General features: G+C 33.5%; 18 protein-coding genes and 2 tRNA genes. 10 read left to right on the top strand and 10 right to left on the bottom strand.

Translation table 11 applies throughout. The features are described 5' to 3' along the window. Positions 1-171: 171 nt before the first annotated feature. Positions 172-1,053: a GTPase Era gene (gene era / locus ACHRV5_RS13180; protein ID WP_395427055.1), complete on the bottom strand. Its 882-nt coding sequence runs from the start codon at positions 1,051-1,053 to the stop codon at positions 172-174. 149 nt (positions 1,054-1,202) lie between these two features. Between era and ACHRV5_RS13175 the strand changes: the two genes are divergently transcribed. Both ACHRV5_RS13175 and ACHRV5_RS13170 read left to right on the top strand, forming a co-directional pair. Continuing rightward, positions 1,203-1,275 (top strand) — tRNA-Met (locus ACHRV5_RS13175). A gap of 897 nt (positions 1,276-2,172) precedes the next feature. Further along, complete coding sequence (locus ACHRV5_RS13170) at positions 2,173-2,580, top strand: XRE family transcriptional regulator (RefSeq protein WP_230004700.1); 408 nt, start codon at positions 2,173-2,175, stop codon at positions 2,578-2,580. A 111-nt stretch (positions 2,581-2,691) separates the two neighbouring features. Here ACHRV5_RS13170 and ACHRV5_RS13165 read toward each other — a convergent pair whose 3' ends face one another. The 6 genes from ACHRV5_RS13165 to ACHRV5_RS13140 all read right to left on the bottom strand — a co-directional run bounded on the left by ACHRV5_RS13165 (position 2,692) and on the right by ACHRV5_RS13140 (position 12,094). Continuing rightward, positions 2,692-4,080, bottom strand: coding sequence for a serine hydrolase (locus ACHRV5_RS13165; protein WP_395427054.1), 1,389 nt, complete (start codon positions 4,078-4,080; stop codon positions 2,692-2,694). Positions 4,081-4,585: 505 nt separating this feature from the next. Then, positions 4,586-5,278 (bottom strand): hypothetical protein, encoded by a 693-nt coding sequence (locus ACHRV5_RS13160; RefSeq protein WP_395427053.1) that lies wholly within the window; start codon positions 5,276-5,278, stop codon positions 4,586-4,588. 444 nt (positions 5,279-5,722) lie between these two features. Continuing rightward, positions 5,723-6,571: a hypothetical protein gene (locus tag ACHRV5_RS13155; RefSeq protein ID WP_395427052.1), complete on the bottom strand. Its 849-nt coding sequence runs from the start codon at positions 6,569-6,571 to the stop codon at positions 5,723-5,725. A 474-nt stretch (positions 6,572-7,045) separates the two neighbouring features. Next, a complete protein-coding gene (locus ACHRV5_RS13150) occupies positions 7,046-7,186 on the bottom strand; it encodes a hypothetical protein (protein ID WP_395427051.1) in 141 nt (46 codons plus the stop codon). Between the two features lie 520 nt (positions 7,187-7,706). Further along, positions 7,707-9,719 (bottom strand): M13 family metallopeptidase, encoded by a 2,013-nt coding sequence (locus ACHRV5_RS13145; protein ID WP_395427050.1) that lies wholly within the window; start codon positions 9,717-9,719, stop codon positions 7,707-7,709. 362 nt (positions 9,720-10,081) lie between these two features. Then, on the bottom strand, positions 10,082-12,094 hold the full coding sequence (locus ACHRV5_RS13140) for a M13 family metallopeptidase (protein WP_395427049.1): 2,013 nt from the start codon (positions 12,092-12,094) through the stop codon (positions 10,082-10,084). A gap of 470 nt (positions 12,095-12,564) precedes the next feature. Here ACHRV5_RS13140 and ACHRV5_RS13135 point away from each other — a divergent pair, with 470 nt between their 5' ends. The 4 genes from ACHRV5_RS13135 (at position 12,565) to ACHRV5_RS13120 (ending at position 16,477) form a co-directional block, all read left to right on the top strand. Beyond that, complete coding sequence (locus ACHRV5_RS13135; protein ID WP_047779321.1) at positions 12,565-13,260, top strand: pseudouridine synthase; 696 nt, start codon at positions 12,565-12,567, stop codon at positions 13,258-13,260. Positions 13,261-13,763: 503 nt separating this feature from the next. Then, positions 13,764-13,835 (top strand) — tRNA-Glu (locus ACHRV5_RS13130). 274 nt (positions 13,836-14,109) lie between these two features. Continuing rightward, entirely contained in the window at positions 14,110-14,553 is a 444-nt protein-coding gene (locus ACHRV5_RS13125) for a hypothetical protein (RefSeq protein WP_395427048.1), read from the top strand. 829 nt (positions 14,554-15,382) lie between these two features. Further along, positions 15,383-16,477 carry an exopolyphosphatase gene (locus tag ACHRV5_RS13120; protein ID WP_230004693.1) on the top strand — a complete coding sequence of 365 codons (1,095 nt, stop codon included), beginning with the start codon at positions 15,383-15,385 and terminating at the stop codon, positions 16,475-16,477. A 90-nt stretch (positions 16,478-16,567) separates the two neighbouring features. Here the strand turns inward: ACHRV5_RS13120 and ACHRV5_RS13115 are convergent, their stop codons facing one another. Further along, positions 16,568-19,009: an arylsulfatase gene (locus ACHRV5_RS13115; protein WP_395427047.1), complete on the bottom strand. Its 2,442-nt coding sequence runs from the start codon at positions 19,007-19,009 to the stop codon at positions 16,568-16,570. 479 nt (positions 19,010-19,488) lie between these two features. Between ACHRV5_RS13115 and ACHRV5_RS13110 the strand changes: the two genes are divergently transcribed. Both ACHRV5_RS13110 and ACHRV5_RS13105 read left to right on the top strand, forming a co-directional pair. Beyond that, positions 19,489-20,037: a hypothetical protein gene (locus tag ACHRV5_RS13110; RefSeq protein ID WP_395427046.1), complete on the top strand. Its 549-nt coding sequence runs from the start codon at positions 19,489-19,491 to the stop codon at positions 20,035-20,037. A 72-nt stretch (positions 20,038-20,109) separates the two neighbouring features. Beyond that, a complete protein-coding gene (locus tag ACHRV5_RS13105; protein WP_395427045.1) occupies positions 20,110-21,384 on the top strand; it encodes a porin in 1,275 nt (424 codons plus the stop codon). 132 nt (positions 21,385-21,516) lie between these two features. On the opposite strand, the gene ACHRV5_RS13100 is transcribed toward ACHRV5_RS13105, so the two are convergent. Continuing rightward, positions 21,517-22,470 (bottom strand): Fic family protein, encoded by a 954-nt coding sequence (locus ACHRV5_RS13100; protein ID WP_047779315.1) that lies wholly within the window; start codon positions 22,468-22,470, stop codon positions 21,517-21,519. Positions 22,471-22,944: 474 nt separating this feature from the next. Between ACHRV5_RS13100 and ACHRV5_RS13095 the strand changes: the two genes are divergently transcribed. Next, a complete protein-coding gene (locus ACHRV5_RS13095) occupies positions 22,945-23,490 on the top strand; it encodes a GNAT family N-acetyltransferase (RefSeq protein WP_395427044.1) in 546 nt (181 codons plus the stop codon). A gap of 205 nt (positions 23,491-23,695) precedes the next feature. Here ACHRV5_RS13095 and ACHRV5_RS13090 read toward each other — a convergent pair whose 3' ends face one another. Further along, positions 23,696-24,625 (bottom strand): DUF4421 family protein, encoded by a 930-nt coding sequence (locus tag ACHRV5_RS13090; RefSeq protein WP_395427043.1) that lies wholly within the window; start codon positions 24,623-24,625, stop codon positions 23,696-23,698. A 405-nt stretch (positions 24,626-25,030) separates the two neighbouring features. On the opposite strand from ACHRV5_RS13090, the gene ACHRV5_RS13085 reads away from it, so the two are divergent. After that, a complete protein-coding gene (locus tag ACHRV5_RS13085; protein ID WP_395427042.1) occupies positions 25,031-26,023 on the top strand; it encodes a fumarylacetoacetate hydrolase family protein in 993 nt (330 codons plus the stop codon). Positions 26,024-26,416: the final 393 nt, after the last annotated feature.

Here is a 26,416-nt window from a genome sequence, read left to right as displayed (position 1 = left end):
TCTAAGGAGCTGATTCCTGCTATCCGTTTCAATCTTTTGTTCGCTAAAGAAGCTCACAAAAGGATTTCCACTACTATCAGGGCTAGTCCAAAATATAAGAAATTCTAGTTTCACATTTCACAACCTCAAACCTGAAACTTGAAACCTGAAACCTGAAACTAAAAAAACTCCTTACTGATTATATCCAAATCGTTTCAACATATTCGCGTTGCTTCTCCAGTTTTTATTCACTTTAACATAAAGTTCAATGTGAATTTGTTTTCCGAAGAATTTCTCTAAATCGATACGGGAATCCATACCTACTTTTTTAAGAGCTGCTCCTTTATGTCCAATGATAATTCCTTTTTGTGTTTCGCGCTCCACCATAATTACCGAACGAATTCTGATGATTTTTTCATCTTCAAAAAATTCTTCTGTCACAATTTCAACTGCGTATGGAATCTCTTTACTGTAATTCAATAAGATTTTCTCACGAATTGTTTCGTTTACAAAGAAACGTTCCGGTTTGTCTGTCAATTGATCTTTTGGATAATAAGCAGGTGATTCCGGAAGCAACGCAATAATTCTCGAGAAAACTTCCGGCACATTGAAATTCTGCAATGCCGAAATTGGGAAAATCTCCGCGTTTGGCACTTTTGCTGTCCAAAATGCTACTTGCTCTTCTAATTGTTCCTGATTTGAATTGTCAATTTTATTCAACAATAATAAAACCGGAATTTTAGCGTGAATGATTTTATTAAAGAAAGCTTCGTCTTTTAAGTCCTGCTCCCCTATTTCGACCATATAAACCAGAATGTCTGCATCTTCAAAAGCTGACTTCACGAAGTTCATCATCGATTCCTGCATTTCATAAGCCGGCTTGATGATCCCTGGAGTATCCGATAATATAAGTTGAAAATCCTCCCCATTTACGATTCCAAGAATACGATGGCGTGTTGTTTGTGCTTTTGATGTAATGATCGATAATCTTTCTCCAACAAAGGCATTCATCAATGTTGATTTTCCAACGTTTGGATTCCCGATGATGTTTACAAAACCTGCTTTATGTGACATTTGTGTATTATTTAATTTTATTCCGTACGGTTCGACCCAAAGGTCTTGGGTGCAAAGGTAGTCATATCAACTCAATACAGAAAATAAAACATTTTTTTAAGTTTTCGTTGGATTTCTCAAAAATGGGCGTATCTTTGCACCCGAAACAACGCGGGATAGAGCAGTAGGCAGCTCGTCGGGCTCATAACCCGAAGGTCACAGGTTCGAGTCCTGTTCCCGCTACTAAGACAAAGCTTCAGAGAAATCTGAGGCTTTTTTGTTTTTGCCATACTCATAGGGGAAATTCCAATATTTTTAAATTCCAAATTCCAACTTTTTACGAACCCTTTTCTATTCAATAACAGAAACTATCAAAATAGAAAACTATTTAAAATCTACAACTGGAAAAGAATTTACTAAAAGTCTAATTTTTAAATTATAATCTAGTGGGCTCATATCCGCCGTGGCGAACACAGGTTCGAGTCCTGTTCCCGCTACTAGGTAAAGCTTCAGAGAAATCTGAGGCTTTTTTGTTTTTGCCATACTCATAGGGAAAATTCCAATATTTTTAAATTCCAAATTCCAACTTTTTTGCGAACCCTTTTCTAGGATCAAGTCCGAAAGTTGTGGGGAAGTAAAAATCTCACAGAGTCGCAAAATCGCAAAGTTTTAATGAAAAAACAGAAAAAACTTTGAGACTCTATAATATTTTTAGAAATCCAAACCGAGAAAGTAGAAAGGTGGAACTTAAAAATAGGAAAAAAACTTAGCGGCTTGGCGTCTTTGCGAGATCGTCAAAGCGAGAAGTTGGAAAATTAGGCACTTAAAAAGCTCTGGCGAAAAAGTATATGATCTGCTACTTCCAACAAAAGAAATTTCTAAAAATTATTTCACAACTTTTGAACTTGATTCGAAATTACAGAACTACAAGATATTTGTTCCTCCACAATAATATGTCTTGATACCACAGATCCCAAATCTGTTCTAATAAATGAACTATGGATCAACACAAAACCATTCCAGATTCGGATATAATATCTGACAAAAATAATATTTACAGGATATTTTTTTATCTTTGAAATTCAGTCTTTTTAATCCGAATAGCTTTATCTTTGAGCCTTTGGAAAATCAAATTCGTTTATGGAACAGAAAATACATCAGGGAAGAAACGTAAAACGTTTTAGAGAAATGCTTAACATAAAACAGGAAGCATTAGCTTATGATCTGGGAGAAGACTGGAACCAGAAGAAAATTTCTTTACTGGAGCAGAAAGATGTTATTGAAGATAATCTGCTTAAACAAATCTCTGCAGTATTAAAAATTCCAGTTGAAGCTTTTCAAAATTTTGATGAAGAGCAAGCGATAAATATTATTTCTAATACATTTTCAGATTTTAAAGATGGAGCTTCGGCAATTAATATTCAGCCTACATTTAGCCCTATAAAAGAAGTTTTAAAACTTCACGAAGAAAAAATTGCGTTATACGAACGTATGCTGAAAGAAAAAGATGAGATGATGCAGAGACTTGAAAAACTGCTCAACAAATAATTATACGTAAAAAGCTTCAGAGAAATCTGAAGCTTTTTTGTTTTCAAAACTTTTATTCGTTGTGTTCACGAGCGAGACGCTAGCGCTAGTGGGGTGTATTGGTGGCAGTTTTTATTTCGTCCGTTTTGCTTCTATCTTATTTCCATTCTGTAATAAAAACAAATTTGAAATTTCTCCTTTTTCGTTCTTTTCAAACTGAATTTGTGCATCTACTACTTTATAGAAAAATAACATTTCACTTTCTACAAATATCGGGAACACATTTTGTCCTGTCAATTGTGAAAATAGTTGGTCTTTATCTAATGAAATTTTGATTTCAAAATCTTTTTCAACTTGATAAGTCCCAACAAACTTTTGAAGTTCTTCAGTTGTAATAATAACTTCTTTTCTGATTTTTTGCACAGGTAATGGTTTATTATATAGAATACTTCTAATTGCTTTTGAAGGAATTGTAACGTTGTTGTGATTTTGAAGTATTATTATTGTTTTATCATTTGTAATATGTCTATCGATAAAAGTTACATAACCGGGCCAACCACCATTATGGTTTGCAATTTTTCCAAAATCAGCATTTTCTTCAATTCCCCAACCAAAACCATAATTTCTTTTAGCTCCGTCTTTTAAAGTTGTTACTTCAAAAACTGCTTTCATTCCCTCTTTTGTGAGTAATTTATTGGTGTATAATGCTCTATCCCAAATCAGCAGATCCTTTACAGTTGAATTAACTGTTCCGTCTCCAACAATACCATCAAGCCAAATAACCATATTAGTTTCTTTCAATTCGTCTGGTAAAACATATTTTTTCAAACTATCTGAGTAAACATAACCAAAAGCATAATTGTCAATTTTCTTTGGCGATAATCTACGAGTGTACACAAAGGTATTTTTCATTTTCAACGGTTGGAAAATAGCTTTCTTTAGATAGTCAGCGTATGTCAAACCCGATACTTTCTCAATTATTGATGCCAATAGTGCATAGCCCGTGTTGCTATATTCCCATTTAGTATTTGGCTCAAATAATATTTTTGGCTGCTGTTTACTAAATATAGTAATTATGTCTTTGTTAGTAGCAATTTTAGATTTGTCAAATAAACTATCCATAAGCTGCATATAGTCTGGTAGACCTCCAGTATGATTTAATAAGTTTCTTACAGTTATACCTTTATAAAAAGAAAGTTCGGGTAAGTATTTTTTGATGTCATCGTCCAAATTCAACTTCCCTTTTTCTTTAAGTATCATTATCCCCATAGCTGTGAACTGCTTTGAACAAGATGCCAATTCAAAAATCGAATTTTCGTTCAATTTATCTTTTGTTGTTTCGTTTGCAAGTCCAAAACTATGGCTATATATAACTTTCCCTTTTTCTGCAATTAGAACATTTCCATTGATTTTCTCTTTTGAATAAAGGGAATTGAGTAAACTGTCAATTTTTTGAATTCTGTCTTGTCCAAATGTAAGATGTCCAATTAAAAGAAGTCCGATTGTAATTGTTAATTTCATTTTTTATTTCTTGTTAATTAATGTAGGTTAGAAGTCTCGCAAAATTGCCACCAACGTATTTATATGTGTGATAAATTTCATATCTTATTTATTTTCAAATATATAATATTCCCACTACAAACTATCAAAAGGATATTAAATTGTATTGATGCTTTTTAGCACTTATAGGAGTGGCTATACAAACAAAAAGCATAGAAAAAATTAAGATGCACATGCTAAAATATTGTAATAATCCAATATAATCTGGTTAGATATTTGAATGCTTCTCCGCTACTAAGACAAAGCTTCATAGAAATCTAAGGCTTTTTTGTTTTTGGTAGTACTTGTGGGGGAAATTCCAATATTTTTAAATTCCAAATTCCAACTTTTTGCGAACCCAAATCTGCGCTAACGATTGTGATGACAGATCTACGGGATCGGGTTCACTGAATCATACTAAATACAAAACCAACTTTACATTAAGCTTAATAACCAAATCCTTTGTAATAACTGCTATGCGTTATTTTTAATTTACACTATAAACTTCCGTTTTCCATCCATTGTATTCAAATACTTCTGTCAAAGTTTCATTTTCAATTTTAAATATCTTTGAGCTACCTTCTCCATTATTTTCCTTGCCTTTATAAATTGCAATTCTGAAGTATTTTTTATTTTCAGAAAAAACAGGAATTGAAAAACTGAAATAAGATTGATCTTGAATGTTTTTTTCTACATTTTCTATTTTTTCAGTAGCTTTTCTTATTTCCAATGTGGTTTTTTGTTTCCCCCATTTAGGGTTTATTATTACGACAATTGTATTTGGAATGTTTAAATTTATGATGCTATCATATTCTGATTTGTTTTTTACTTCAATTAAATAGCCCGACTTTCTAACCAAATTAATGCAATCGTTTTTAGAATATATTTTACAATTATTCAATTTGAAAGTTTTCCAATTTATACTTTTTTCTTCTTCTTTTGGTGTCGTTATTAATTCAATTGGAAAAAGTGAATCTTTAATAAATATTTCTCTTTTTTCATAATTCTGAATACTATAATCAAATTCTTTTACAATTAAGTTTTCGTCTGCAAGGTTTATATATTTAAAATTACTTGGTGTAATTTCTGTGATTATTAAATTTATAGTTTTTTCCAAATCTACATTCTGCCCATTAATTTGAAACGAGCATAAAAATATAAACAAAATGAGTTTTTTCATTTTAGTAGTTTTTGAGTCAAAATAACACACAACTTATTTACATGTAACAAGCCACGCAAAGCTATCCAAATTGGATTAGATATATGCGATAAGTATTATTGTTTTTTCATCGCAATTATCAAAAAAGCTAAGATATATGTAAAATACATTATAGTAATCTTGAAAAACTGGTTAGATATTTGAATGCTTCCCGCTACTAGGTAAAGCTTCAGAGAAATCTGAGGCTTTTTTTGTTCATATTACTTTTGCGAAAACTTTATTACATACTGTTACGGGTGCGAAGTCATAGACATTCGCCAGCGTTATAGTTAATGAGAACACTTCGAGGAGCGGACTTTAAAACAATTTTTCATATTGTATCACTAATTACCTTCAAGTAAACACTATACCAATCTTTTAATTTTCAAGATACACGAACATTAAATAATGTAATATATCATTAATTTATAATGGCAAGTCATCGCTAGTATTGTGATATTTAACAAATAACCTTCCCAAGCTTGTTAACTGAAATTCTGCTCTTAAAAACTCATCAGTATTATAAGCGTTTTCAGTTACTTTAGCGATTCCTAAAGGGTCATAAATCAAACCTTTACTTACTAAAAGAAAACTGTCAGAAGTGTTTTTTAATCTGAATAAATAATCTTTAGATAAGTTTTTCAAAACTTTTACAGAAGGATCAGTAAGTTTAGAATTAATTTCATCAAATTCATCTTTTGTTTCTAGAAAAGGCTCTAGTATGATTTGAAACGCTTTGACTTTCTTTTCTAACTCTAATATTATGGTTTTACTAGAATCAATTTCATCATTTAAATTTTTCTCGCTTACTGTGCGATCCAGTGATATTCTTGCAGAAGACTCCTCTAATTTCACAATTTCCTCGTCTCGAGTTGAAACTTTATTGTTTAAAATTGAAATTCTTTTTTCCAATTTAGTTTTCTCATCCTTAGTATAAATGGCATTTTTATCAATTCTCGTAATCACAAAAGGTTCTGCAATCTTGTAAAAAAAATCTGTTATTGCCCTTGAAATTGTCATTAAAAAGTAAGAAATAAGCAAAATTAAAAAAGAAATTAAAGCAATATTGCATAGTTCCCACCAAAAATTTTGTTTTCCAAAATAATCAGCTATAAAATTTATTTTATCCTGCATTGTACATTCCTTGTCGAAATTAAATAATGCAAAAGGGATTCGCCAATTATGAACTAACCAGACACTAATAATTGTGCCTATAAATGGATTTTTAATTTTCGTACTATAGTTGTCAAAAAGAGAAGAAATTTTATCTAGCATATATTTTATTTTTCATTCAAACTTACAATAAATCCCGTAAGAAAAAAAAGCACTTGATAAGACAGTTTTCTAAGTTAAAAGCTAGGATTCAAATTAGAAAAATTGATGTCATATGCTATTAATTCTTTTCAAATCATCTTGAAAATGGCTCGGAAATTGTCCCGTTAAAGCTACTAAGACAAAAGCTTCAGAGAAATCTGAGGCTTTTTTTATTCTTATTTTTCAAAACAAAATAACCTCGCTCCGCAAAGTGTACCCTTGAATCGCTGGCAAATGTCTTCGACTTTGCGCTTTTTAAAAAGTCTTAAAATCACAAACCTCTATAAAGTCTCTGACTTTAAAACAAATTTATACATTACTCTCTTTATGCAATTAAATTAAAATAAACTGAATACAAATCTTATTTATCATCATAACACAGAAAAAAGACAGTTATAAAGCTGTCTTTTCTTTAAACTCAAAAAACTGAAACCTCTAATCTTTTGGCTTGTGGATATGAGGTTTTAAATCTGGATGTTTTGGCTGATTTGGAGGTGTAACTCGCCTTCTTTCATCAGGTGTTCCATCTGGAGTTTTTGGCTTTGGCCCTGGCTTAATAGCTTCAATTTTTTCCATAATAAATATTTTTTTTTTAAATTAAACAATAAACTCTTCAACCAAGAAGAGTACTAAAAGCAAATAACATTAATAAATTCATAGCTTTATTATGGAAATCCATAATTACCTTATATTGTGGAGTTTCTTGCGAAGATTTCTCCTTCGTCGAAAGGACAATACTGGATAAATTTGGTTAAACTATACACTTTTATGAAATCTACGAAACCCTGTTGTGCGAAGTCTCCCAACTTCATCCCCATAAACTAAGAACAATTTAGTAAAAGTCTCCAATAAGCTGCATAGATATTTGAATACCTCCTGGCACTAGCCAAAAGCTTCGGAGAAATCTGAGGCTTTTTGTTTTTAGTCATACTCAGAGGGTAAATTCCAATATTTTTAAATTCCAAATTCCAACTTTTTGTGAGCTATTTTCCTATTCAAAAGTTGAAACATAATTTCTAATAAGCCAAAAAGCTACGCAAAGTTCACAGGGACCTTTGCGTAGCTTTTCACGGGAATACTCCACAGAGCTAGTGTATTACCAAATTGTTATTCTGTCTTTCTTCGGCAAAAACATTTTATCTTTTGGTTGTACATTAAAGGCGTCGTAAAAAGGTGTCGTATTCATTAGAGGACCATTAACACGCCAATTTGGTGGAGAATGTGGGTTATTGTTAATCAACAAACGCAGGAACTCGTCTTTCATTTTTACTCTCCATATTTTGGCTATAGAAATAAAGAAGCGTTGGTCTGGAGTAAAACCGTCAATTTTTGTATTTCCTTTTCCTTCTTCAGTCATTTTAAAAGCATCATAAGCAACTGCTATTCCGGCAATATCCGCCGTATTTTCGCCAACTGTCATTTCGCCATTAACGTGTAGATTGCCTAAAACGGTATAGGTACTGTACAAATTGATAACCTGTTGCATTCTTGACTTAAACTTTGCATAGTCCTCTTTTGTCCACCAGTTTTTTAAGTTTCCATCCTTGTCATATTGGGCACCTTGATCATCAAAAGTATGGGTCATTTCGTGGCCTATAACCATTCCAATACCTCCATAGTTAAGCGCATCGTCTGCATTATTATCAAAATACGGGGGTTGTAAAATACCTGCAGGAAAAACAATTTCATTTGCAGTTGGGTTATTATAAGCCGCAACTGTTGGAACTGTAGTATACCATTCTGATTTACCGACTGGTTTGCCCAATTTTGCCAATTGAAATTGATAGGCAACTGTAGCAGCCGAAACTACATTCTCAAAATAGGTATTCCTCGCTATTTGTACATTGCTATAATCTTTCCATTTGTCCGGATATCCTATTTTCTTAGTCATAGCTGCCAATTTTTCTTTGGCTTTTTGTTTTGTACTTTGACTCATCCATTCCAATTTATCAATTCTTTTGGCATACGCTTTTTGCAGATTATTCACCAGTATCAGCATACGCTTTTTCGCATCTTCTGAAAAATATTTCTTTACATACAATTCGCCCAACGCGTCGCCTAAGTAATTATCAAGGACATTCGCCATTATTTCGCCACGTGATTTTTGAACAGCTTGACCGGAAAGCACTTTGGTATATTCAAATGAGGCATCTACAAAAGGCTTACTTAAATCGTCTGCATATCTTTCCAGAGAATTTGCTTTCAAGTAAATTTTCCAATTCGTAATGGGAATGGTTTTTAAGAGTTTATTAAGGGCATCGTAATAGGCAGGTTGGCATACATTAATAGAATCGGTTTTGGCACCTAAATTATTTAAAAAAGTATTCCAGCCTATGTTGGGATGTCTTTTTACAAGATCTGTCACAGCCATTTTATTATAATTTGCCTGCACGTCCCGAAGTTCAACTTTTGTTTTATGTGAAACAGCCAGTTGTTTGTCAATATCGTAAACCACATTAGCATTCTTTATAGCCTCTTTGGCATTGCTGCCTGTTTGTTGAAATAATGCGGCAAGGTATTTTTTGTACGATTTCTGTATGGCAACAGTTGATGAATCTGATTTGAAATAATAGTCCTTGTCAGGCAAACCGATACCCGTTTGGTAGACTTGGGCAATGTTCATACTGCTGTTTTTATCATCGGGTAACACTCCGAAACCTATAATAGAAGAATTGTCCACTTTTACTTCATTAACCACAAAGTTCATTAAGGACGGCACATCGCTAATTGCTTCAATTTTGGCTAATAGAGGTTTGATAGGTGTATAACCGCGTTTATCAATGGTTACAGTATCCATACCTGATGCATAAAAGTCTCCTACCTTTTGTGCTATACTTCCTGCCGAATTCTTGCTTTGCGAAATACTGTCCAATATTCCTTGCAAGCGCATTCGTTGTGGGTAATTCATAAACATACCAGCACCAACTCCGGCTTGAGATGCAGGTATTGGCACAGAATCATACCATTTGCCATTTACATATTTAAAAAAATCATCACCTGGTCGCAGTGTGGAATCTATTCCGGTGATCACAACATTTTTTTCCCCTTGATGTTTTGAACACGATGAAAAAGCTAAGAATGCAATGAAGAGTAGTAATGAATTTTTCATGATTTAGATTATTTCTATTAAAATGAACGGAAAAACATTTGAAGACAGCTATTCTAAAGCGTATCTGTTTGATATATATAATTTTAGCAGAACAATATACGAATTCAGTTTTTAATTTTAAAGTTTTTGTTGGAAGGCTTTCTGGTACTGAAATAAAGTCTTGGTGAAATCTAGGGATTTCTTGTTTTTAGCAATACTTATAGGGGAAAATTCCAATTTTTTAAATTCCAAATTCCAACTTTTTATGAGCTATTTTCCTATTCAAAAGTGGAAACACAATTTCTAAAAAACAAAAAACTTGCGCAAAGTCCACAGAGACATTTGCGCAAGTTTTCATGGAAACACTCCACAGAACAAGGGTATTACCAAATTGTTATTCTCTCTTTCTTTGGCAAAAACATTTTATCTTTTGGTTGTACATTAAAGGCGTCGTAAAAAGGTGTCGTATTCATTAGAGGACCATTAACACGCCAATTTGGTGGAGAATGTGGGTTATTATTAATCCACAAACGCAGGAACTCGTCTTTCATTTTTACTCTCCATATTTTGGCTATAGAAATAAAGAAGCGTTGGTCTGGAGTAAAACCGTCAATTTTTGTATTTCCTTTTCCTTCTTCAGTCATTTTAAAAGCATCATAGGCAACTGCTATTCCGGCAATATCTGCCGTATTTTCGCCAACTGTCATTTCGCCATTAATATGTAGATCACCTAAAACGGTATAGGTGCTGTACAAATTGATAACCTGTTGTATTCTTGATTTAAACTTTGCATAATCCTCTTTTGTCCACCAGTTTTTTAAGTTTCCATCCTTGTCATATTGGGCACCTTGATCATCAAAAGTATGGGTTATTTCGTGACCTATAACCATTCCGATACCTCCATAGTTAAGTGCATCGTCTGCATTATTATCAAAATACGGGGGTTGTAAAATACCTGCAGGAAAAACAATTTCATTTGCAGTAGGGTTATTATAGGCCGTAACTGTTGGAACTGTAGTATACCATTCTGATTTATCGACTGGCTTGCCCAATTTTGCCAATTGAAATTGATAGGCAACTGTAGCGGCCGAAACTATATTCTCAAAATAGGTATTCCTCGCTATTTGTACATTGCTATAATCTTTCCATTTATCCGGATATCCTATTTTCTTAGTCATGGCAGCCAATTTTTCTTTGGCTTTTTGTTTCGTACTTTGACTCATCCATTCCAATTTATCAATTCTTTTGGCATACGCTTTTTGCAGGTTATTCACCAGTATCAACATACGCTTTTTGGCATCTTCTGAAAAATATTTCTTTACATACAATTCGCCCAACGCTTCGCCTAAGTAATTATCAAGGACATTCGCCATTATTTCGCCACGTGATTTTTGAACAGCTTGACCGGAAAGCACTTTGGTATACTCAAATGAGGCATCTACAAAAGGCTTACTTAAATCATCTGCATATCTTTCCAGAGAATTTGCTTTCAAGTAAATTTTCCAATTCGCAATGGGAATGGTTTTTAAGAGTTTATTAAGAGCATCGTAATAGGCAGGTTGGCATACATTAATGGAATCAGTTTTTGCGCCTAAATTATTTAAAAAAGTAGTCCAGCCTATATTGGGATGTCTTTTTACAAGATCTGTCACAGCCATTTTATTATAATTTGCTTGCACGTCCCTTAGTTCAACTTTTGTTTTATGCGAAACGGCCAGTTGTTTGTCAATATCGTAAACCAAATTAGCATTCTTTATAGCCTCTTTGGCATTGCTGCCTGTTTGCTGAAATAACGCGGCAAGGTATTTTTTGTACGATTTCTGTATGGCAACAGTTGATGAATCTGATTTGAAATAATAGTCCTTGTCAGGCAAACCGATACCTGTTTGATAGACTTGGGCAATATTCATACTGCTGTTTTTATCATCGGGTGACACTCCAAAACCTATAATAGAAGAATTGTCCACTTTTACTTCATTAACCACAAAGTTCATTAAGGACGATACATCGCTAATTGCTTCAATTTTGGAAAGTAGGGGTTTGATAGGTGTATAACCGCGTTTGTCAATGGTTGCAGTATCCATACCTGATGCATAAAAGTCTCCTACCTTTTGTGCTATACTTCCTGTTGGATTCTTGCTTTGCGAAATACTGTCCAATATTCCTTGCAGGCGCATTCGTTGCGGGTAATTCATAAACATATAAACACCAACTCCGGCTTGAGATGCAGGTATTGGCACAGAATCATACCATTTGCCATTTACATATTTAAAAAAATCATCACCTGGTCGCAATGTGGAATCTATTCCGGTGATCGCAATATTTTTTTTCCCTTGATTTTTTGAACACGATGTAAAAGCTAAGAATGCAATGAAGAGTAGTAATGAATTTTTCATGATTTAGATTATTTCTATTAAAATGAACGGAAAAACATTTGAAGACAGCTATTCTAAAGCGTATCTGTTTGGTATATTTAATTTTAGCAGAACAATATACGAATTCAGTTTTTAATTCTAAAGTTTTTGTTCGAAGGCATTCTGGTACTGAAATAAAGTCTTGGTGAAATCTAGGGATTTCTTGTTTTCAGCAATACTTGTAGGGGGAAATTCCAATTTTTTAAATTCCAAATTCCAACTTTTTATGAGCCTTTTTTCTATTCAAAAGCAGAAACTATCAAAATAGAAAAAGCTATAAAATCCAAATTCCAACTAACGGATAACATAATCAAACAATTTACAAATCAGAAGATTATTTATCCGACGTCTCTGACATAGATTTGAGTCTTATTCTCGCTACTAAAATAAAAGAATCTAAATAAATAAGTCTTATAAGTGATTTTAATCGAAATCTCCTTTATTTTTGCCAAATGTTAGAAATTCTTTACCAAGACGAATATATTATAGCAATCAATAAACCAAGTGGATTGTTGGTTCACAAATCATTTTATGCGCGCGATGCAAAAGTTTATGCTATTCAGGAATTGAGAAATCAGATAGGGCAACATGTTTACCCTGTTCATCGGTTGGACCGAAAAACATCCGGTGTCTTGTTATTTGCTTTGGATAAAGAGGTCTTGAAAATTATGAATGATCGTTTTGCTACACGCGAAGTCGAAAAAAAATATTTAGCAATTTTACGGGGTTGGTCACCCGAAGAACTAACGATTGATTATGATCTAACCAATGATGATGACATTAAACAAAATGCAATAACATACTTTCGTCGTTTGCAAAATGCTGAAGTTGAGTTAGAGTTTAACAATAAACCAACGTCGCGATATTGTTTGGTAGAAGCGATTCCTGAAACTGGACGTATGCATCAATTACGAAAACATTTCAAACATATTTTTCATCCCATTTTAGGAAGCCGTCCACATGGTTGTAACAAACAAAACAAATTATGGCTGGAGAATTATGACCTGAAAGAAATGATGCTTCATGCACATCAGTTAACTTTTACTCATCCGAAAAAAGAGGAACAACTAATCTTGAATGCAAAGATTAATGAAGAGTTTAGTAGAGTTGGTACTATTCTTAATCTGGATTTGAGTAAGTACAAATAGAAATAGTCATTTGTAAATTCTACTATTTTAAATTCCAACTTAATTGATGGTTTGGATTGCAGACCCATACTGTTTAGCGTAAAAAATTCAAACTGTTTTGTCTCGTCGCTATCGCTCGAATCGAAATTTTAAATTTTTATAGCTCTTTTTCTGTTCTAAAAGCAAAGGCTTGAGAAGAAATCGACAACTAAAGACTGGAATTAAAAGAAGACTTATTAAAAATCGCAACGAAATACAGTAAGAATACTCCTTAAAAAACAACTATTTTAAATTTTATGGAAAATTATTTATTTTAATAACGAAAGGAAAAAACGGTCTTCCTCTTTTCCTAACACAAAAACAAACGATTATTAATCAAATAAATACACATTACTTAACTCAATCACTTTACGATTTCTTACTTTTCAATGCCCTGTTTTCAGAAAAACTAAAAAAATAAATTTTCAAAATCTCATTGTGTATTCCAAAAATAGTTGCATTTTTGCACTCGCAATAACAAAGCAGGCCCGTTCGTCTATCGGTTAGGACGCATGGTTTTCATCCATGTAAGAGCGGTTCGATTCCGCTACGGGCTACTAAAGACAAAGCTTCAGAGAAATCTGGGGCTTTTTTGTTATACACTGTTTTTAGAAAAAATCAATTGATTCTTTTTGGATCAAGTCCAAAAGGTTGTGGAGAAGCTAAATCTCGCAAAGCCGCAAAGTTAAAAGGTTACGCTCTCCGTTTATCCTTTTGACAAACTAGAAATCTTCTTCTTCTTTTTTACAGAGATTTTGAATCTAGTCTGTTTTTTATTTTGCTACAGATTAAATGAATTAAAAAACCTTAATCAACTATACTAATTAAATTATGAAGATTAAAACTTTAAACACTGTCCCTTTTGTGATCGCCTATATGATTTCCTTACCTATTGAAGGATTTATTTTGACCCTTTTAGGCTTTAAAACTCTAACTATTCCATTGCTTGTTTTTAGTATTACGTCTACCATTTTACTATTCCGTGCATTTACCGGCACATTGCGCATTGATTTACAAAATGAAGCAGAAATAATTATAATACAATGGGACAAAAAGCCCTTATTTTCTACAATGGAAAATCAAACGATTAAGCTATCAGATATTAAAAACTGGAAGTTTTACAGTGGTCGTATTGCCGATAGACTGAAAATATACTTTAATGACAATAGTTCTCTAAAAATAGATTTTAACAACATGATTGACTTCGGAGAAAATGGTAAAAACACCGAGAAACTGTTGCTTTTTTTAGACACAAAAAACATACAACAAGAGTAATCTGAATGTGAAACTAGTACTCAACAATCCTTTATACTATTGTTTTTTATTAAACAAATCTGACCAGTTTTTAAAAGTTATTAGATTTAATTATTTACGTATTAGTAGTAGATTACAAGGAAAACAAAAGACTTTACGAGCGTTTAGTTCAATCTAAAAAGCATAAAAACGAATATTTAGAAAAATTACTGAAAGAAAAATACTCTTTTAAAAGATATAGTGATTCCAAAAAGAATTAACTACTAAGACAAAGCTTCAGAGAAAACTGAGGCTTTTTTTTGCACTAAACACAATTCTTATCTTAATTTTATTCTTTTGAAGTAGCGGAAACCTTTACCGGCAACTCCGATCATGTAAGTCCAAAATACTTCCTAAAAATAAAAAGTATCAGACGATATTTTTGACTTAGTATTTCGCTTCTTATTCTTATTCAACACTTTACAAACCTACGTATGTCCATCCATAACTTTGAAACACCCTACCCGTAATTAAACCCTATATTTTTTTAATAACTGAGTTTGTATTCGTAAAGGTTTTTATAAATTTGCAAACTCAAATTTAACAGTTTTTACTACGCCGTTTTAGGCCAGGTAACCAACTATTATCTTTCATTTTATAATTTACACATTCGCAACCATGATATCCTTTTTTACTTTGAAGGCTACTCTAAAAACTAATCCATTCTTCTTGAAAAGTATACCGCTGCGGTCCTAAATTATTAGCCTCTAAAACAACAATAACCTACATATCTATGATTTACAAACAAACACAACAACAAATTACCCTAACTACTTTATTCAAAATTATACTAAAACCGTAATTAAATCCAATGTTTACAAAAAACAAACCCCAAATTTTATTTTTCATTCTTTTTAGCTTATTATTTTCCATTAATACATTTTCTCAAAAAAATATTTATGCCGGAATTGAAATCGGACGTCGTGCGATCAAAGTTTCCGTTTTAGAGATGAATAATATCAAAAAAGCAGAATACGATATTCTATACTTTTCGAATAACAGACTTAGTCTTGCCGATCATATTTCTGCAAACGGTGAGCTTACTCAGGACGACATCAACAAATCGATTAATATAATTGTTGACCAATTACAGAAAATAAAAACTGAATTTAAAATTCGCGAAGATCATATCTTTATCGTAGCGGCTCCCGTTTTCTCCTCTGCCCGCAACGTTGACGTCTTAAAAAATAAAATCAGTACGCTAACCGATAAAAATTTAGATATAATGAATGTTAGCGAAGAGGCTAAAGTATTAGTTAAAGGCGGTATTCCTCCTGCTAATTACTCTAGTGCTCTATTACTGGATATTGGTGCTCAGAGCACAAAAGGGGGATACATTGATGAGCTTGAAGACAACAAATTAGAGTTCATTCCTTTGGAACTTGATTTCGGTACGATGACTCTTACTGATGCCGTACAAAAAACGGTTGTAAATCAAAGTCAGGTTAATGATCTTTCGACATTTCAAGAAAAGTCGTTTGATTACAACACGGTACTGCGTAAGAAGATAAAAGAAATGCTTGATGCTAACCCTCTTTTACTAAAAAAAGATAAAATCTACTTATCGGGTGGCGCTGTCTGGGCTTTTGCAACTCTTTATTATAATGAAAACGTTAAAGATCATTATATTCCTTTGACCTTAGAAGACGTTATCAATTACGATGCTATTGTGAAGAATAATTTCAACAAACTTAATAGCCTTTCTAAAACCAATAAAGAAGCAGCCAGAGTTTTGAGTACCTATGACCAGAAATACCTTATCTCTGCAAACAACATACTATTGTCTTGTCTGGAAAGTATTCCAAGTTTAGAGACCAAAGAAGTGTACTTTGTGAAAGAAGGACAGGTAACCTGGCTTATCTCCTACATTGCAGATCGCTCTAAAAAAGTGAACACTAATTTTTAAGCAACTGCTTTACGGCATTACAAGGCCAATAAATCATAAAAGCCCGATCAGATTTGATCGGGCTTTCATTTTTCTTATTATATTATTTTTTTAATCTCGTTTAAGTGCTCTTGCAGCTTCTTTTTGCAAATCCTGATATTGTTCTTTTCCAACAGAGACACCAACACCCAATATCGTTCCTCCTTTGAGGGTTCCAGGGGTTTTGTACTCTTTACTTACGGCATCACCGCTATCAAAACCTACACAAAGTCCGTCTCCGGAAAGTGTAAATTTACCGGGTTGCGTTTTCATTGGCCCTGAAGCAACTTCTTTGTCATTGATGTATAATTTCATCTGACCGATTTGTTCTCCGTGTTCACCTGTTTTTTCTCTGATAAACTCCATTCCTAAAGTATATTTACCCGGAGCAAGTGTAGTCGAAGAAACAAATTTTTGTTCGGGTTGAATTCCTAAGAAATTGTATACGTAATTTAATTTACCGTCTTTTATAAACAAGGTATGTCCACCAAAACGAGAACCGTGTGCAAAAATTACTCCTGAAGCCTTAGCATCCTTAATTTCTACATCACCAACAATTTTAAAAGATCTTCCTCTTACGTTTACAGCCACCCCTTCCGGTACTGGAGCTGTTCCTGGATAGTACACGTATTTTTCACGTGGTGCTTCTTCAGAAGGTCTTTCTAATCCAATAATTTCGATTGCAGTTCTGTCATCAAGTGGCAACACTAAGTTTTTATCTGCTTCATCGAACCAGGCGTCAATTAATTCTTTTAATTTATCCGGATTTTTCTTTGCTAAATTAGTCGATTCAGAACGGTCAATATTGGTATTGTACAATTCCCATTCGTCTTTATCAAAATGTCCTTTACCGGTTAATGGTGCATGAAGCGCAACTGCTTTCCAGCCGTCTTTCCAGATGGCACGAGAACCTAACATAGCGTAATATTGAATGTGTTTTTCTGTAGCATCATCCGGTTTGGCTGCAAAACTGTATTTCATAGATACTCCCGAAAGTGGATACTGCCCCACCCCATTATGAACCTTTGGCATTTCAAGACCACAGATATCTAAAATAGTAGGAACAATATCTGTAGAATGGTGGTATTGATTACGCACTTCACCTCTGGCTTTTATTCCTTTTGGCCATGATATTACCAGTGGATCAGCGGTTCCTCCTGCGTATTCGCTGTAACGTTTAAACATTTTAAATGGAGTAGAAAATGCAGCTGCCCATCCTGTCGGATAATGCTCGTACGTATCTGGACCACCTAATTTGTCCAGTAATTTTAAATTTTCAGCCAATTCATCCGGATATCCGTTAAAGAATTTATTTTCGTTTACAGAACCGTTTGGAGACCCTTCACCAGAAGCACCATTATCGGCTGCATAAATTACAACTGTGTTTTCTAACTGGCCTGTTTTTTCCAGATAGTCAACTACTCTACCAACCTGAGCATCTGTATATTCAGAGAAACCGGCATATACTTCCGCTAATTTTGAGAATAATTTTTTCTCTTCCGGTTTTAATTTATCCCAAGGGCGCACATAATCGGCCTCATTGGCAATATTTGGTGGTAAAAAGTTAAGATCCGTTAATTTAGTATCTTTTGGTAAAATACCTTTCGCGATCATACGAGGTAAAACCCATTTACGATACGATTCATATCCGTCATCAAACTTACCTTTGTATTTATCAATATACTCTTGTGGAGCATGGTGTGGCGCGTGATTGGCTCCCGGACAGTACCATAAAAACCATGGTTTCGAAGGATTCGTCGCTTTTTGATCTCTAATATACTCAATTGATTTATCTGCTAAATCTTTAGATAAATGATAACCTTCTTCCGGGCTGTAAGGCGCTTCGGTAAAATGATTATCTTCCACTAAATCAGGATACCATTGATTGGTTTCTCCACCTAAAAATCCATAATAACGGTCAAAACCTAACTGAGTTGGCCATTGTTTACGACTCGCTCCCGAAGCTACATCTTGCTCCGGTACGTTATGATCTTTTCCAATCCAGAAAGTACTCCAGCCATTTTCCTGTAGAACTTGTCCAATTGTAGCACATTGTTCCGGAATACGTCCATGAGCTCCCGGAAATCCGTTAGCCGTTTCTGTAATAGCCGCATTACCCGTCAGGTGATGGTTTCTTCCTGTCAATAAAGTAGATCTTGTTGGCGAACATAAGGCTGTTGTGTGCCATTGGCTATAAATCAACCCATTATCTGCCAGTTTTTGCAAGGTCGGCATATTAATAGCCCCTCCGTAGGGAGACCATGCTGCCATACCGGTATCGTCATATAAGACAAACAGTACATTCGGTGCTCCTTCGGGTGCCTTTTTTGGAGTATATGGCGCCCAGTCGGCTTTTGAATCTCTTACATCGAGTTTGATAACTCCTTTAAAATTTTCTTTTCTAACTTCTCTTGGATCTGATTGTGCGTGTGCTTTTTGAGAGAGAACAGCAAAAAAGCATACCATAATCAGTAAAAAAATGGGCTTGAGCATCGAATCTTGAATTGTCTTCATAGTTAATAAGAATTAAATTATTATACGTTTCTGAATTTAGAGATGCTGTTATCTTATGCATTTATGAGTGAAAAAATTAGTTACTTTCTATCATTAATTTTTTCGAAAAAAAATGAATCAATAACAATTCTTTCAATTGATAAAAACTAAAAAATCTTCATAAAGAAAAGACCAAACATCCTAAAATATGGTATCCTTTCAAATTTCCTGATTTCATTTAAGTCTACCTCTTCAATTAACTCCGATTTGGTTGCAAGTTATAAGATGAAACATGTTTTTCAGCAAAAAAAAAACCAAACAACACTAGTGGTCAACTACTTTTATTATATTTTTTAAATTTCTTGCCACAAGAAGAAGATCATAAATACAACACTCCTTTTTACTAAAAAAACGACGTAAATTATTCCATTAATGAAGCTCCTGTTTATGGAAAACACAATAAAGAAAAAACGATTTTTTAAAACTAAAAAGAACTGCAAATGAAAATAACAGCTTTACTTGTCATCCTGCTCTTAAGTTCATATGTACATGCACAGGAAGAAAATAGCGAACAAAGTGAGAAAGGAAGCCATCGCGTTTCGTTAGGCCTTAGCCATGTAAATATAGCACAAGGCGTAAAAGATTCCGGATCAAAATGGCTTTCGGTACCTGCATGGTCTGTAGATTATGACTACTGGCTTTCTGACCAATGGGCAATTGGTCTACATACCGATATAATTGTAGAAAGTTTTGAGGTAAAAGCAAACTTATCAAGCGAAGAAGAAACCTTGGAACGAAGCTCTCCAATAGCACCTGCAGCGGTCGGCATTTATAAGGCCACGAAACACAGTAGCTTTCTTTTTGGCGTAGGGGCTGAATTTGCCAAAGAAGAAAATCTATTCTTAAACCGGATTGGGTATGAATGGGGCACAGAAATAAGTCCTAAATGGGAACTTGGACTTTCTGCCTGTTACGACTTCAGGTGGAATGCTTATGATAGTTTTTTAATTGGCATTAGTGTTTGTCGAAAATTCAAAGCTAAAAAGTAGAAAATTTAAAGTTCTTTTTTCTTGAAATAAAAATAAACCAGTAACAAACCAGCAATTTAAAATTTGAAAACAATGGTGAAAAACTGCATTTTAAAAATCTCAATTTTCTTATTTTTCTTTTTTCTAAGTCCTAAAATTTTTGCTCAGCATACTGATTTAGTTGATGATTCGCAGACTCAGATTTTAGCCGATACTACCCGAACTTACTTTATTCCTGATGCCACTCATAAAGGAATGAGGTGGTCCAGATCGCATAACAAATGGTTTTCTACCAAACTGGGATTTGCTCCTATTTTGGATTACAATACCAGTTTTCAAGATCAGGATAGTAAAAATCAGGTAGGTACTCAGGAAAAGAGATTTGATATTAGAAGTGCAAGAGTAATGCTCAGCGGGAAAATCAATTTCAAGAACCCCTGGAAATACTTAATAAGTGTCGAATACAAAGGATTCGACAGAGCTGAAGACGATCCGAATTTTGGAATTACGGATTTGAAATTTGTAATCCCATTATCTGAAAACAGTGATATTACCGTTGGAAAAATAAAAGAAACCTTTGTGTACGAAATGGTCGGAGATGCTGCTAATCTCCCTCATTTTGAACGATTGCTTAATCCGTTTTTTAACAGTCGGAATATCGGAGCCATTTATCATCATTTTTTTATGAACAACAGATTAGCTGTTGCTGGTGGTGTTTTTAAAGATTTTATAGGCAATGATAAAAGTTTTTCAAATTCAAACAACACTTTTACCACCAGAATCACCGGACTCCCAATATGGAATAACAATGGAAAAGAGTTCATACACATTGGAGTCGGTGTGCGTTACGTTGATGCTAAAAATGATGTTATTCGTTTGAAAGGAAAAAATGAGTCCAATATATCATCCAATTATGTTGACACCGGAAATCTAAATGCTTCTCACCAATGGAATATGAGCTTAGAACAACTTTGGAGCTTAGACAATTTTTCGGTACTAATGGAATACGCACATAACTGGACGGCAACAAAAGACTTTGGCACGGAACAATTTAGTGGTTATTATGTAACTGCCAGTTATGTTGTAAGCGGAGAACAAAGACCCTACGACCAAAAGGCAACCTATGCCCGAAGAATCAAACCAACAGGGAAATATGGTGCATGGGAAATTTTCACAAGGGTTGGGCAAAATGACTTAGAAACAAAAGAAGTCCATGGCGGAACAAACAATCGCTATGATTTAGGATTAAATTGGTGGGCAACGCAATACTGGAAAGCCGGAATGGTTTATGGCATAGGTAATTTAGATAAAGACGGAATTACGGGTATAACCAATAATTTTCAATTCCGACTACAATGGATTTATTGAAAATTTTATTCCTGAATTAGTCAGACAATACACAAGAAGGCTTTAACAAAACAGAAAACAGAATACAATTATCCCTTTATAAGCGACAGAAAATACTTTGTTTCTAATCTTCCCAATCCTATAAGTATCGCGTTAATCTCTACTGTATACGGTTGTTTTTTTATCACCCTGTTTAATGATGATTCCCTGTTCAACCGCTTTTTTCAAATCTCTGCTGGCTGTTGCAGACGATAAATCCTTAAAATAGTTCAAGTACTCTTTTCTTGTAAACTCTCCTGTGAAATTTTCAAGAAAAACTTGAATTCTATTTTCATCAGAAAGTCTTTTTGTCGAATTTTCCAGAAGTTCACTCAAAGATTGATCTATAATATGCAGCATGTACTCGACGAATTTTGTCGACTTCCCTTCCTTGTCTGAAGCTGACAATGAATCATAATAGGCAATTTGGTTTTTCGAAATTAATGTTTCAAAAGGCAAGAATCCAAAAACAGGGTATTCTTCTTTTAAAATTAAAGTCTGCCACAATCTTCCCATTCTCCCATTTCCGTCCATAAATGGGTGGATAAATTCCATCTCATAATGAAAAACACAACTTTTAATTAGTGCTATTTCAGATTTATCTTTTAAATATTGAAACAAATCTTTCATTAAAAACGGAACATTTTCATAGGGTGGTGCAATATGTTCCACTTTTGATCCTTTTACAATTCCAACGCTTTTTGTTCTATATTTTCCGGAATTTTCAATAAGATCTTTCATTAGCATTTTATGCGCTTTTAGAAAATCTTTCTCAGAATAATGTTTAAGAAGATTCAAATTTTTATAAACTTCTAAAGCATTCAAAACTTCTATTATATCTTTCTGTGGCCCAACAACCCTTTTGTTTTCTACTATTGCTGTGATTTGCTCTTCAGATAGTGTATTCCCTTCAATACTTAAAGAAGAATATATCGTTTTTATTTGATTTTGCTTTCGTAAGCTTGGATTGGTTTTGATTAAATATCGGACATTTGCTTCTCCAATTTTTTCAGAAATTGAAGAAACATATTTTAACATTAATGACGTTATTTCGTAGGGAGGTTTCATATTTTGATAGTATCAAATGATACTATCAAAAATACAAATTTAATTCAGTGTTTATTACGGAAGTGAAGAAAAAGTACACAACAGTTTCGATGTTTAACTTATCACCTAATTAATTCAAGTTACTAGTTATTTTTTTTTGAATCTGTTACTATTTGAATAGCCTCCTGCTTTAGCTGGAGGTGAATTATTGAGAGGTGTCTAATTGGCTTTAGCCGAAAGAAGCGCAGTATATTTTGTTTCATTTTAGGGATAACAGAACTAGTAACTTGAATTAATTACCGCGAGTTGAAAATTAGACCTAAATAACTGAAGAAACAGGAACGTATAAATCCAGTCAGATAAGTCTGCTTTTCTATTTCTGAAACTGTGAAAATTGTTGAAAATAACAGAAACTGTTTAAGAAAAAATCCTAAAGTGTGATACATTTCTTTCTAATTACAACTATTTTTGATAAACTATTTAAGCAACCAAAATATGAATATAGATTTTACAAATTTCCCTGATCTAACAACCGAAAGATTACGTTTAAGAGCGATATCAGAACAAGATGCCGAGGCAATTCACAAACTGCAATCAGATCTTGTTGTCAATGCATTTGTAGGCAGAAACATTACTTCTACTCTTGAAAGTGCAAAAGCCTATGTGTTACGAATGCGTACTTTAGTTCAGAAAAATGAATGTATATATTGGGTAATTGCTTCAAAAGACAACAATACATTTATCGGCAGTGTTTGTTGCTGGAATTTTGATCTCGAAAATGAAATTGTAGAGATCGGCTACGAAATGTTACCTGAATTTCAAGGCAAAGGTTTTATGACGGAAGCCTTGAAAGCAGTAATTGAATATACTTTTGGTACCATTAAAGCCAACCTTATAACCGCTTTCCCATCATCTGATAATAACAATTCTGTTGCGATATTAGAAAAGCTAGACTTTGTTTTTGAAAATGAATCGTACAACAACAAACATCAAAATATAAAAAACCTGACGACTTACACATTGAGACCCCAGACTCACTAAAAACAGAAAATCTGATTTTTTTTTGCCTCAAAGTACTAATTCAAATTTTAAGGTATCAGCAACAAAATCAATGTCTTTTTCATATTTTGCCACAGATTAAATGGATTAAACTGATTTAATTCTTTATTCTTTGCTCTATATTCTTTGCTCTATATTCTTTGCTCTATATTCTTTACTCTATATTCTTTACTCTATAATTCCTCTCCTAAATCCCCAATCTCCATATATAAGCAATTTGAAAGTTCCCTGAAGCCAAACCTGTACTATTACCATTATTAGTACCATCACTGTCCTGTGAGAAAGAAGAAAATATAAGGTTATTGATATAGGACAGTCCGAGAGACCATTTTTCTTTATTGTATCCTCCAGAAATTCTGGGAAAAAAGGTTGGATAAATCTCTATCTTTTTTTTGCCAAAATCATTTATTCTTTCGGTGCCAAAGTTAACACCCGCTGTTATCGATCCACTAGTAAACCATCTTTTACTAATTGCCCAGGTATAAGCATATCCTCCGCTTACACCAAATTGAAAGTTTCGCAATGAATTTTTAGACTTGTGCACAAAAGAACTATCCGAGTCTATTTTTGTAAAATACACCCCTCCACCCAATAACCAACTCCCGGCAGATTTTAACTGTCTTTCATTTTGATTAAAGGCCGCTTTATAAGAGAACTTTTTATTGTTAAAAATATACTGTCCAAAAGCACCATACTGCTGAATCTTTAAATCGGGATACAGCTGTATGTTTTTATTGGAGTTGTCTGCCGTATAAAATCCGCGGTATTTTTGAATGAAAAGATCAACTGTGAACTTACGCCCGTAGTTGTGAAGCTGAAAATCAAAGGCTTTTGTTCTTCCTTTTTTGTCATCTCTCATAAAACCCAAACCATAGCCATAACTAAAATTGATTATAGTATTGTTTACCGTAACTCCCAGACCTAAACTCATAGGAGTGTTTGGCATGAATTTTTTAGTTTCCCCGTTTGTCTCTTGTTCCAGTGAAAGGAATTTCAGAGCTAAATAAGACGACACAGAAAATTTATTCTCGAAGGGTTTTATGTACGTCGTGTCAATTTGTGCTGCACAAAAAAAGGGAGACACAAAAATAAGTAAAAGTGAAAGATATAATTTCATTGTGGTATTAAACGGAAAAAAATTACTGCTATTACTTCGGGTACAACTATTTTTTTTAAGGTTATAATCCATTAAAAAACAATCTAACAGAAAACAAAAATAAAGCAAAAACCAAAAAAACTTCAAAGAAATATACATTATTATTGATAAAATAACAGAACCTGTAAATTAGTAAATTTTAAACAAAATACGATCCAACTTGTAACCGGTTACTCAAACAGTGCAAGACAATAGCTATGAAACGCTTTACAAATAACCGCCAGAACCTCTACGAAGAGTAGTTTTTTGTACCGTTATTATTTTATATATTCGTTCAACATAAAGAAAACGATTTCGAAAACTAAAAACCATTAATAATCAACTAGTTACTTTTAAAGTTAACATAAAAATTAAATAAACAATATAATGAAACTAGCATCAATAGATAATAATACAAGAGACGGAGAATTAGTTGTTGTAAATAAAGAATTAACAAAAGCCATCCGCGTTCCTGAAATTGCCTCAACCATGCAACTTGCAATCGATAATTGGGCAGACAACGAAACTAAACTTCAAAATATTTACGAGCAATTAAACTCAGGTACACTTCCAACGGGAACTTTTGATTTTACAACTGTACGTGTTTTAGCGCCAATTCCAAGAGCTTACCATTGGGCAGACGGGAGCGCTTATGTTACCCATGTTGAACTTGTTAGAAAAGCAAGAAACGCAGAACTTCCTGAGTCTTTTTGGACAGATCCTCTAATGTATATGGGTGCTTCTGATGCTTTTATTGGAGCTCATGATGATATAGAAATTGAAAATGAAGAATGGGGAATCGATTTTGAATCAGAAGTAGCGGTAATCACAGATGACGTTCCGGCTGGAGTAAGTGCTGAAGATGCACTAAATCACATTAAATTCGTCACTATTATAAACGATGTTTCACTGAGAAATCTAATTCCAAACGAACTTTCGAAACAATTTGGATTCTATCAATCTAAGCCTTGGACTTCTTTTGCTCCGGTGATCGTTTCGGTTGATGAATTGAAAAATGAATTTGTCGATGGAAAATTACATTTACCCTTAATATCTGCATTAAACGGAGAAGTTCTTGGAACTCCAAATGCGGGTATTGATATGACCTTTAATTTTGGTGAATTAATCGCTCACGCTGCAAAAACCCGTTCATTAATGGCTGGTACTGTTATTGGTTCCGGTACAGTAGCCAACCAGGGAAGTCCAACAGGTTCCAGCTGTATTGCCGAAATCAGATGTTTGGAAACCATAAAAGACGGAAAACCTTCTACTCCTTTTATGAAATTTGGAGACCAGATTGAAATCGAAATGAAGAACGCAGCCGGTGCTTCTATATTTGGTAAAATCAATCAAAAGGTAAAAAAGTACGAAAAGAAATAATTTGAACAAAATCCTACTATTAAAATTGATGAGCTCGATATTGTATCGGGCTCATTTCTTTTTAGGTTTATTCAATCCTTATGATGTTTAAAATAGTACTGTAATATTTTATCGAACAAGTTATAGCGCTTACTACTATAACTTTACTAAAAAAGGATAGGAAAATAGTCTATTGCAAATAAATTTACTCGTCCCTTTTTCTTCTTTCGTGTTTGATGACACCAATATTTCACAGCAATCCGTTTGAGAAAACTCCTTATTTATCTATCAACGCAAAAATAAAATCAAACAGATTTAGAACGATTCTTTTAAGCCAATTTTTCTTTTTCTCCATTTTATTTTAATGAGTTAAACCTAACAATGCATTCGCTTGAGTTGGCAAAATACCTAAAT

Origin of the sequence: Flavobacterium sp. FlaQc-52 (assembly GCF_044007495.1) — a bacterium.
GTDB lineage: Bacteria > Bacteroidota > Bacteroidia > Flavobacteriales > Flavobacteriaceae > Flavobacterium > Flavobacterium cupriresistens.
Note: the sequence above shows the minus strand (reverse complement) of the source record. Positions and strands in the feature narration are given on the sequence as shown.